Annotated in this window: 8 protein-coding genes and 1 pseudogene; 2 read left to right on the plus strand and 7 right to left on the minus strand. The window is 72.0% G+C overall.

Features of this window, described 5'->3' with window-relative positions; translation table 11 throughout:
* Nucleotides 1–323, plus strand: a pseudogene (locus VGX25_RS09370) (recombinase RecQ); the annotation flags it as partial.
* A gap of 18 nt (nt 324–341) precedes the next feature.
* On the opposite strand, the gene VGX25_RS09375 reads toward VGX25_RS09370, so the two are convergent.
* Nucleotides 342–845: an AMIN-like domain-containing (lipo)protein gene (locus VGX25_RS09375; RefSeq protein WP_326917241.1), complete on the minus strand. Its 504-nt coding sequence runs from the start codon at nt 843–845 to the stop codon at nt 342–344.
* A gap of 388 nt (nt 846–1,233) precedes the next feature.
* Nucleotides 1,234–2,544 carry an NAD(P)/FAD-dependent oxidoreductase gene (locus VGX25_RS09380; RefSeq protein ID WP_326917242.1) on the minus strand — a complete coding sequence of 437 codons (1,311 nt, stop codon included), beginning with the start codon at nt 2,542–2,544 and terminating at the stop codon, nt 1,234–1,236.
* A gap of 102 nt (nt 2,545–2,646) precedes the next feature.
* Here VGX25_RS09380 and VGX25_RS09385 point away from each other — a divergent pair, with 102 nt between their 5' ends.
* Nucleotides 2,647–3,270 carry a TetR/AcrR family transcriptional regulator gene (locus VGX25_RS09385; protein WP_326917243.1) on the plus strand — a complete coding sequence of 208 codons (624 nt, stop codon included), beginning with the start codon at nt 2,647–2,649 and terminating at the stop codon, nt 3,268–3,270.
* A 4-nt stretch (nt 3,271–3,274) separates the two neighbouring features.
* On the opposite strand, the gene proB is transcribed toward VGX25_RS09385, so the two are convergent.
* From proB to VGX25_RS09410, 5 genes are all read right to left on the minus strand, one after another.
* The gene (gene proB / locus VGX25_RS09390; RefSeq protein WP_326917244.1) at nt 3,275–4,411 is read right to left on the minus strand and encodes a glutamate 5-kinase; all 1,137 of its coding nucleotides are present in this window, start codon (nt 4,409–4,411) and stop codon (nt 3,275–3,277) included.
* Nucleotides 4,408–5,856 carry a GTPase ObgE gene (gene obgE, locus VGX25_RS09395; protein ID WP_326917245.1) on the minus strand — a complete coding sequence of 483 codons (1,449 nt, stop codon included), beginning with the start codon at nt 5,854–5,856 and terminating at the stop codon, nt 4,408–4,410. The genes proB and obgE overlap by 4 nt, the downstream gene beginning before the upstream one ends.
* A gap of 93 nt (nt 5,857–5,949) precedes the next feature.
* Nucleotides 5,950–6,207 carry a 50S ribosomal protein L27 gene (gene rpmA, locus VGX25_RS09400; protein WP_326917246.1) on the minus strand — a complete coding sequence of 86 codons (258 nt, stop codon included), beginning with the start codon at nt 6,205–6,207 and terminating at the stop codon, nt 5,950–5,952.
* A 12-nt stretch (nt 6,208–6,219) separates the two neighbouring features.
* On the minus strand, nt 6,220–6,531 hold the full coding sequence (gene rplU, locus VGX25_RS09405; protein ID WP_326917247.1) for a 50S ribosomal protein L21: 312 nt from the start codon (nt 6,529–6,531) through the stop codon (nt 6,220–6,222).
* Between the two features lie 129 nt (nt 6,532–6,660).
* Nucleotides 6,661–9,279: Rne/Rng family ribonuclease (locus VGX25_RS09410; RefSeq protein WP_326917248.1), on the minus strand; the 2,619-nt coding region annotated here is incomplete at its 5' end.

Below are 9,279 nucleotides of genomic sequence, written 5' to 3' on the forward strand. Positions count from 1 at the left end.
CCATCGGGTCGACCAGCCGACCGAAGCTGGTGTCCAGCCTCGCCGACCGGATCGCCACGATCGGTCGGCTGCCCCTGCTCGGCCGGCTCGACGTCGCCGCGTCCGACGGGCACCGGGCCAACAGCGCCCAGCGCCTCGCCCAGGTCTGGCACTCGCTGCGCCTCGGATCCGACCTCGCCGCTCAACTGTCCACAGTGTCCGGACCGGTCCTGCTCGTCGACGACCAGATCGACACCGGCTGGACCATGGCCCTCGCCGCCAAGCTCCTCCGGGACGCCGGCGCGGGCGCCGTCCTCCCGTTCGCCCTGGCGGTGAGCAACTGACCGGTCAGCTCCAGTGGATCACCAGAAGTGAGCTACGTCCACCACGACCCGGCCGGGCAGAGTGAAGACCCGGAACGGCAACCGTGCCCGTACCCCGAGCCCGACCGACGTCGTCCCTTCGAACGAACCGGCCCACGCCATCTGGCGGAACGTCGGGAAACCGGTCACATCCAGCAACTCCGCCCGATTCGCATACGAGTACGTCGGCCTCCCCGACTCGTCGAACGCGGACGCATAGACCGTCACCACCAGCTTCGCCCCGCCCCGCAAGGGAACCGGAGCACCCGTCGGGTCCTCGAACACTTCATCCACATAGGACACCCAGTAGCCGCCCACCGGCTCTTGCACGTCGAAGACCAACGTGTCGTAGCAGTCGCCACGGCCGGCACGCAACCCCACCAGATTTCCGCCCATGTCCTGCGGGCCCGACTTCACCCCGGAACCCCACGTAATTCCGCAGTATTCATCGGTTGCGGAGGCGCTCACCGGCACCAAACCAACCAGAACCACCAGGGCAGCCATGACCAACCCTGCTTTTCGTACCACCTTTTCGCCTCCCCTCGAGACGAGCCATTGACCTGGCTCACCTCTATAGACGCACACCACAACTCGAGGTTGGCTCGGCACGCCGCTCGTGCCGGCAATGGGTTCGGGGGCTCGGTTCTCGCGTCCATGACCAAACTGGCCAGAAAGTGGCCACAATGTCGTTCTGATCCCATTGAGGCACGAAGGCGACGAGGTCGGCGGTGGGCGGGTCGACCAGCCCGTCGGGGTTGCGTTCGGGCAGCGGGTCCGGGGCGTGCTGGTCGTCCTCGGCCGGGATGCCGGAAATGGTGCGGTGTGTGGACTATTTGGCGGTAGGGGCAGACACCACCATCTCAGCCGCACCCGCATCATGGTCACCGACGCGCTACCCGGTGCCGTGGTCGCTGAAGGCGCACCGCTTGAGGGGAGGAACGGCGGAGAAGAAGCGGAGCACGGTCTTGAACATCGTGCGTCCGATGGGGTTGTCGGAGACGAACTGGTGAGCGGACCGAAGGGAGGTGCGCACGGCCGCGAAGCCGTACTCGATCATCTGGCGCTCGTAGTCGGCGATCGCCTCGAGCAGGTCCCGCTCGCCCCGGGACGCGGCGACCAGGTTGCGGGCGAGCAGCCGACCGTCGCGGAGGGCGGTGTTGGCGCCGATGCCGCGGAAGGGCGTCATGCTGTGGATGGCGTCGCCGAGGAGGGTGATGTTGGTGGTGGGCCAGGGGTCGACGGGGACCGACGTGTGGATGGGGATGAGGGTGACCGACTCGGGTGGTGATTCGGTGACCATTCGGCGGAGGTCCGGGTGCCAGTCGGCGATGAGGTGGGCGATCAGGTCGCGGAGGGCCGCTCCGTCCAATGAGGACAGATTCGTGGGGAAGCGCGATTCGGTGGCGGCGTAGCTCCACATGAGGTAGCTGGTGGTGTTGTCGAACAGGATGGCGTCGTGCTCGGCGGTTTCGTCGTTGCCGCCGATGCCGTTCGGGGTCGCCGGGGTGTCGGCGAACTCGTGCGGGGCGACGAACATGCCGCGGCCGGTGGGGCCCACGATGGTGCTCGGGCCCTGCTGGAGGAGGGCGGGCAGCCAGGCTCGGGTCGCGTCGGTGAGGGGAAGTTTGCCGGCGATGTTGCGGATGCCGGTGTCGACCCGCCCGGCGTGCGGGAGGAGCTGCTTGCGCAGGCGGGAGTTGGCGCCGTCGGCGCCGACCACCAGGTCGGCGGTCGCGGTGGTGCCGTCGGCGAACAAGCAGGTGACGGTGCCGTCGGGGTTGCGCTCGTAGCGCTCGAACTCCTTGTCGTAGTGCAGCACACCGTCCAGGCCGGACGAGAGCACCTGGTGGAGGGTGATCCGGCTGACGGAGTGGTGGGCGCGGTTCGGCTCGGAGTTGCCGCCGGCGATGGTCTCCTCGTCGAGGAACAGCAGCTGCTTGAGCTGCTCGGTGAGGAATCCGAAGGTTGCGCCCGACGTGCCGGTGGTGTCGATGAACGCCTGCCACAGGTGGGGCGGCAGGCATTCGTGCAGGGCCGCCGAGCCGTGCGGGTTGATGTGGACGCGGTAGCCCTGCAGCCGCTCGGTTCGGGTGCGGCTGCGCTCGTAGACCGCCACGCTGACGCCCGCGCGGTGCACGGCCTGCGCCAGGCACAGGCCGCCGGTGCCGCCGCCGATGATCGCGACGTGGAAGCGTTGGGACATCTCGACTCTCCTCCTGTCCGTGCTGACCCGACCCATAATCAACCATCAAGTTGATTAAGTCAACTTACTAGTTGATTGAGTCAGATCGGATACGGTGTGCCCATGACCGCGCGTGTGCCCCGACGCTCCCCCGCCGCGGGTGAGCGGCAACGAGACCCGGAGCGGACGAAGGCCCGGATCCTCGAAGCCGCGATCGCGGAGTTCGGGGCGAAGGGCTTCGCCGCCGCTCGGGTCAGCGACATCGCCGACCGGGCCGGTGTGAACAAGCAGCTGATCTCCTACTACTTCGGCGGCAAGGAGGGGCTGTACGGCGAGCTGGCCAAGCAGTGGCAGGGGATCAGCACGCAGATCTCGAGCCCGGATCGCCCGCTGGACGCGGTGCTGGCCGGCTTCGTCATGGGCAACCTGCGGCACCGGGACTGGGCCCGGCTGCTTGCGTGGTCCAACTTGGACAGTGCGGACGCCGCCCCGGGCGCGGAGGACGACTACGCCTTCATGCAGGCGCAGGTGGCCGATCTGCGCCGGCGCCAGGAAGACGGCGAGCTGCCGGCCGACCTCGACCCGCAGTGCCTGCTACTCGCCCTGTTCGCGGCCGCGTGCGCGAACGTGACCCTGCCAAGGGTCACCCGCGCCGTGTGCGGCGAGGACCCGGAGTCGCCGGCCTTCGCCGAGCGCTACGCCGAGCAGCTCGGCCGGCTGGTCCGGCACCTGGCGAGCAAGGCGTGATCGACTAATGGTGCGGAAGGGGGACGAGGTCGTCGGCGTGCACGACCTCGCGGCGCTGCTCGGCCGGCAGGTCGTGGGTGGAGCGGCCGACGAGGGCGGGAAGCTCGGTGGAGTCGTAGGCGACGACGCCGCGGGCGACCACGGCCCCGGCGGGGTCGAGCAGGTCGACCACGTCGCCGGCCTCGAAGTCGCCGGTGACGGCGGTGATGCCGGCGGCGAGCAGGGAGCGGCGGCGCTGGACGACGGCGGCGACGGCACCGGCGTCGAGGTGCAGGTGACCGCTGGCGTCGGCGGCGTAGCCGAGCCAGAAGCGCCGGGCGGACAGGCGGCGGCCGCTAGCGGCGAACGCGGTGCCGATGTCGGCCGTGGACAGGGCCCGGGCGGCGGACGCGGCCTCGGCGAGCAGGACCGGGATGCCGGCGGCCGAGGCGAGCCGGGCCGCGGCCAGCTTCGAGGCCATGCCGCCGGTGCCGAGCCCGGACGCGCCGCGGGCGCCGGCCCGGACGCCGAGCACGTCGGCGTCGCTGGCCACCTCGTCGATCCGGCGGGCCGAGCCGAGCCGCGGGTCGCCGTCGTACAAACCGTCCACATCGGACAGCAAGACCAGCGCGTCGGCGCCGACCAGGTGAGCGACCAGCGCGGCCAGCCGGTCGTTGTCGCCGAACCGGATCTCCTCGGTGGCCACGGTGTCGTTCTCGTTGACGACCGGCACCACGTCCAGGGCCAGCAGCCGGGACAGCGTGCGCTGCGCGTTGCGGTAGTGGGCGCGCCGGACGACGTCGTCGGAGGTGAGCAGCACCTGGCCGACGGTGAGCGAGTACCGGGCGAACGACGCCACGTAGGCGTGGCCGAGGGCGAGCTGGCCCACGCTGGCCGCGGCCTGCTGGGTGGCCAGGTCGGCCGGCCGGCGGGCGATGCCGAGGGGGGCGAGGCCGGCGGCGATCGCGCCCGAGGAGACCAGCACCACCTGGCTGCCGGCGGCGCGGCGGGCGGCCATCGCGTCGACGAGGGCGTCCAACCGGGCCGGGTCGAGGCCGCCGGCCGCGGTGGTCAGCGAGGAGGACCCCACCTTGACCACGATCCGGCGGGCCGCGGAGATCTGGTCCCGGGTGCGGGTGGCGACCCTGTGCTCGACCGTCACTGCTCGTCAGCTCCCTCGTCGGCGTCCAGGCCGCGGCGGGCGCGCTTGGCGGCCTTGCGGTCGGCGGCGCTCGGGCGGTGGGTCGGGTCCAGCCGGGGGTCGGTGCCGCGCTGGTGCATGGTGACGGCGATGCCGGCGGGGGTGGAAGGCTCCCAGTCGAAGGTGATGTCGCCGATCGTGACCGGGCAGCCGGGCGTGGCACCGAGACCGGCAAGCGCGTCCTCGACGCCGAGGCGGGCGAGCCGGTCGCCGAGGTAGCCGATGGCCTCGTCGTTGCCGAAGTCGGTCTGGCGGACCCAGCGCTCCGGGCGCTCGCCGCGGACGATGTAGGCGCCGGGCTCGTCGGGATCCTCCTCGACGGTGAACCCGGCATCGTCCACAGCGGACGGCCGGAGCACGATCCTGGTGGGCTCGGCGGCCGGGCGGCCGCGGCGATCCTCCTCCACGACGCGCGCCAGTGCGAAGGTCAACTCGCGCAGGCCCTCCCTGGTCACCGTGGACACCTCGAACACGGGAAGGCCGCGGTCGGCGAGGTCCGGGCGGACCAGCTCGGCCAGCTCGCGCGCCTCCGGAATGTCCACTTTGTTCAGCACGACGACCCGCGGCCGGTCCGCGAGATCGCCACCCAGCGCGGGAGTGTAGCGGGCCAGCTCCGACTCCAGAGCGTCCACATCGGACACCGGGTCGCGGCCGGGCTCGTAGGTGGCGCAGTCGACCACGTGGACGAGCACCGCGCAGCGTTCGATGTGGCGCAGGAAGTCGAGGCCGAGGCCCTTGCCCTCGCTGGCGCCGGGAATCAGGCCGGGCACGTCGGCCATCGTGAACACCGTGTCCCCCGCGGTGACCACGCCGAGGTTGGGCACGAGCGTGGTGAACGGGTAGTCGGCGATCTTGGGCCGGGCCGCGGACAGCACCGAGATCAGCGAGGACTTTCCGGCGGACGGGAAGCCGATCAGTCCGACGTCGGCGACCGACCGCAGCTCAAGGACCAGGTCCCGGGCCTCCCCCGGCTCGCCGAGCAGCGCGAACCCGGGTGCCTTGCGGGCCCTGGACGCCAGCGCCGCGTTGCCCAGCCCGCCGCGGCCACCCCGGGCGGCCACGAACCGCGTGCCCTCGCCGATCAGGTCGGCGAGCACCTCGCCGTCCTCGCTGAGCACCACGGTTCCGTTGGGCACGCCGAGCTCGAGGTCCTCGCCGGCCGCGCCGTCCCGATGGCTGCCCTGGCCCGGCCGCCCGTTGGCCGCCCGCGCGTGCGGCCGGAAGTGGAAGTCAAGCAGGGTGTGCACGTTGCCGTCCACGACGAGCACCACGTTGCCGCCGTTGCCGCCGTTGCCGCCGTCGGGCCCGCCGAGCGGCTTGAACTTCTCCCGGTGCACGGACGCGCAGCCGTGTCCACCGTTGCCCGCGGCCACGTGGATCACCACGCGGTCAACGAACCGGGACACTTCTACTTCCTCTCGACACACACGCGAGGGGCGGGCCGGGAATCAACCGCGGCCCGCCCCTCGCGTGTTGGGGTCTTGCTTCCCGTCGGGCCCTCAGGCCTCGACCGGCACGATGTTGACGGTCTTGCGACCACGCTTCGACCCGAACTGGACCGCACCGGCGGCCAGCGCGAACAGCGTGTCGTCCCCGCCCCGCCCGACGTTGATGCCCGGGTGGAACTTGGTGCCGCGCTGGCGGACGAGGATCTCGCCCGCCTTGACCACCTGGCCGCCGTAGCGCTTGACACCGAGGTACTGCGGGTTGGAGTCGCGGCCGTTGCGGGAGCTGGACGCACCCTTCTTGTGTGCCATTGTTCGGCTCCCCTACTTGGTCGTGATGCCGGTGACCTCGACGCGGGTCAGCCGCTGCCGGTGACCCTGGCGCTTGTGGTAGCCGGTCTTGTTCCTGAACTTGTGGATCCGGATCTTCGGGCCCTTGGCCTGCTCGACGACCTTGCCGGTGACCGAGACCTTGGCCAGGGCATCCGCGTCCGTGGTGACGTCGGTGCCGTCGACGACGAGCAGCGCGGGGAAGGTGAGCTCGGTGCCCGGCTCGCCCTCGAGCTTCTCGACCTCGACGACGTCGCCGACGGCCACCTTGTACTGCTTGCCGCCGGTCATGACGATGGCGTACATCGGGGCGCAACTCTCCTGCTACTCGACGGACGATTCTCTGGGGGTCACGCTCGCGTCCGGGCCGGTGACCGACCGGCGAACCGGGCTCGCGCACGACACGGCCCACCGATCGGCGGGCCGTAGTACAGGTTACGTGCCATTGGAAATGGGGGTCAAACCGGGTCCATCATCGCCGACCGCGCTGGCCGACAGGGGCGGCCCGGCCGGCCGCGACGCCGCGCGACGGCGCCGGGGAGCCACCACGACCTCGGGTTCCGGCCGAGACTCCGACTCGGCCGCGGATGCCGCTTCCGGCGTGGACTCCGCCCGTGGGCGAGACTCGGGTGCGGACACCGGCTGCGGCCGCGACTCCCACGCGGGACGAGACTCCCACGCGGGACGAGATTCCTCTTCGGGACGCGATTCCACCTCCGGGCGGGACTCCGCCTCCGTTCGGTGCTCTGCCTCCGGCCGAGACTCCTCGTGCGGACGGAGCTCCACCTCCGGGCGGGACTCCGCCTCCGGGCGGGACTCCGCCTCCGGACGGGACTCCGCCTCCGGACGGGACTCGACCTGCGGAAGGGACTCCGCCTCGGACCGGGACTCCGCTTCCACTCGGGACTCCGGCTCGGCGGGTTGCTCCACGCCGGGCGGCTCGGTGGCCGCCTCGGCGGTTGCCGGCTCGGCAGGGGCTTCGGTGGGCGACACCTCCGCCCGCTCGGGCTCGCCCGGCGTCGCCGGCATCTCGGCCGGAGCCTCGGTGGCTGCCGCCTCCGGCTCGGTGTCGACCTCCCGGCCGGCCGGCTCCGGCGCGGCGGCGCCGACCTCGGATCCTGCCGCGGTCACATCCGCCGCGACCGTCGCCACCTCGGGCTCGGCCGGCGCTTCCCCAGGCTCAGTTGCCACGTCGGGCCGGGCCGGGCCGGGCTCCGGCTCGGCAGCGCCGACCTCCGAGCTCGCCGCGGCCACGTCCGGCTCGGTCACGTCCGGCCCGGGCTCCGCGATGCCCGCCTCAGGCTCGGCTTCCGCCGTAACGGCCTCGGGCTCGGTCTCGGCGGCCTCGGCCGAGCCGACCCGCTCGGCGACCTTCTCGGCCGCCTTGTCCGCGATGGCCTCCGCCTTCGCCACGCTGACGCCGGTGGCCTTGGCGATGTCGCGGACGGCGGCGCGGGCGGCCTGGGTGGCCACCGCCTCCTTGGGCGGCTCCTCGGCGGCCCGGCCACCGCGGGCGCGGCGGCCGCCGGCCTGGCCGTTGCCGCCGGCCTTGGTCACCGGCTCGGTGCTGACCAGGACGCCGCGGCCCTTGCAGTGCTCGCAGGGCGTGCTGTAGGCCTCGAGCAGGCCGGTGCCGACGCGCTTGCGGGTCATCTGGACCAGGCCGAGCGAGGTGACCTCGGCGACCTGGTGGCGGGTGCGGTCCCGGCCGAGGCACTCGGTCAGCCGGCGTAGCACCAGGTCCCGGTTGGACTCCAGCACCATGTCGATGAAGTCGATGACGATGATCCCGCCGATGTCGCGCAGCCGGAGCTGGCGGACGATCTCCTCGGCGGCCTCGAGGTTGTTGCGGGTGACGGTCTCCTCGAGGTTGCCGCCGGAGCCGGTGAACTTGCCGGTGTTGACGTCGATGACGGTCATCGCCTCGGTGCGGTCGATCACCAGGTAGCCGCCGGAGGGCAGCCACACCTTGCGGTCCAGCGCCTTGAGCAGCTGCTCGTCGATGCGGTACTCGGCGAACACGTCGGTGTTGGCCACGTGCCGGCGCAGCCGCTCCACCAACTCGGGCGCGACGTGCCGGACGTAGGCGTCGATCGTCTCCCAGGCCCCCTCGCCCTCCACGACCAGCGCGGAGAAGTCCTCGGTGAACAGGTCGCGCACGACCTTGATCAGCAGGTCGGGCTCCTCGTAGAGCAGGGCAGGCGCGTTGGCCTTCTTGGTGCCGTTGGCGCCCTGGGTCTTGTCGTTGATGACGTTCCACTGCGCCTGCAGCCGCCGCACGTCCCGGGCCAGCTCCTCCTCGCTGATGCCCTCGGAGGCGGTGCGGATGATCACGCCGGCGTCCTCGGGGACGACCCGCTTGAGCACGTCCTTGAGCCGGCGCCGCTCGTTCTCCGGCAGCTTGCGGGAGATCCCGGTGGCCCCGCCGCCGGGAACGTAGACCAGGAACCGGCCGGGCAGGCTGATCTGGGTGGTGAGCCGGGCGCCCTTGTGCCCCACCGGGTCCTTGGTGACCTGGACCAGCACGCTGTCCCCTGTGGACAGTGCCTGCTCGATCTTGCGCGCCTTGCCCTCGAGGCCGGCGGCGTCCCAGTCGACCTCGCCGGCGTAGAGCACGGCGTTGCGGCCGCGGCCGATGTCCACGAACGCGGCCTCCATGCTGGGCAGCACGTTCTGCACCCGGCCGAGGTAGACGTTGCCGACCAGCGAGCCGGTGCCCGACTGGGTCACGAAGTGCTCGACGAGCACGCCGTCCTCGAGCACGGCGATCTGCGTGCGGTCGCCCCGCTCGCGGACCACCATGGCCCGGTCCACCGACTCCCGCCGGGCCAGGAACTCGGCCTCGGACAGGATCGGCGCCCGGCGGCGGCCGGCCTCCCGGCCGTCGCGGCGGCGCTGGCGCTTGGCCTCCAGCCGGGTGGAGCCGCGCACGCTGCGCACCTCGTCGCGGCCGTCGGTGGGCTCGGTCTTCTCGTCGCGCGCGGCCCGCACGTGCACCACGGTGTTCGGCGGATCGTCCTCGGTGACCGCGCTGTCGTCCCCGCCCCGGCGGCG

Origin of the sequence: Actinophytocola sp. (assembly GCF_035942955.1) — a bacterium.
In the GTDB taxonomy this organism is placed as follows: Bacteria; Actinomycetota; Actinomycetes; order Mycobacteriales; family Pseudonocardiaceae; genus DASYTH01.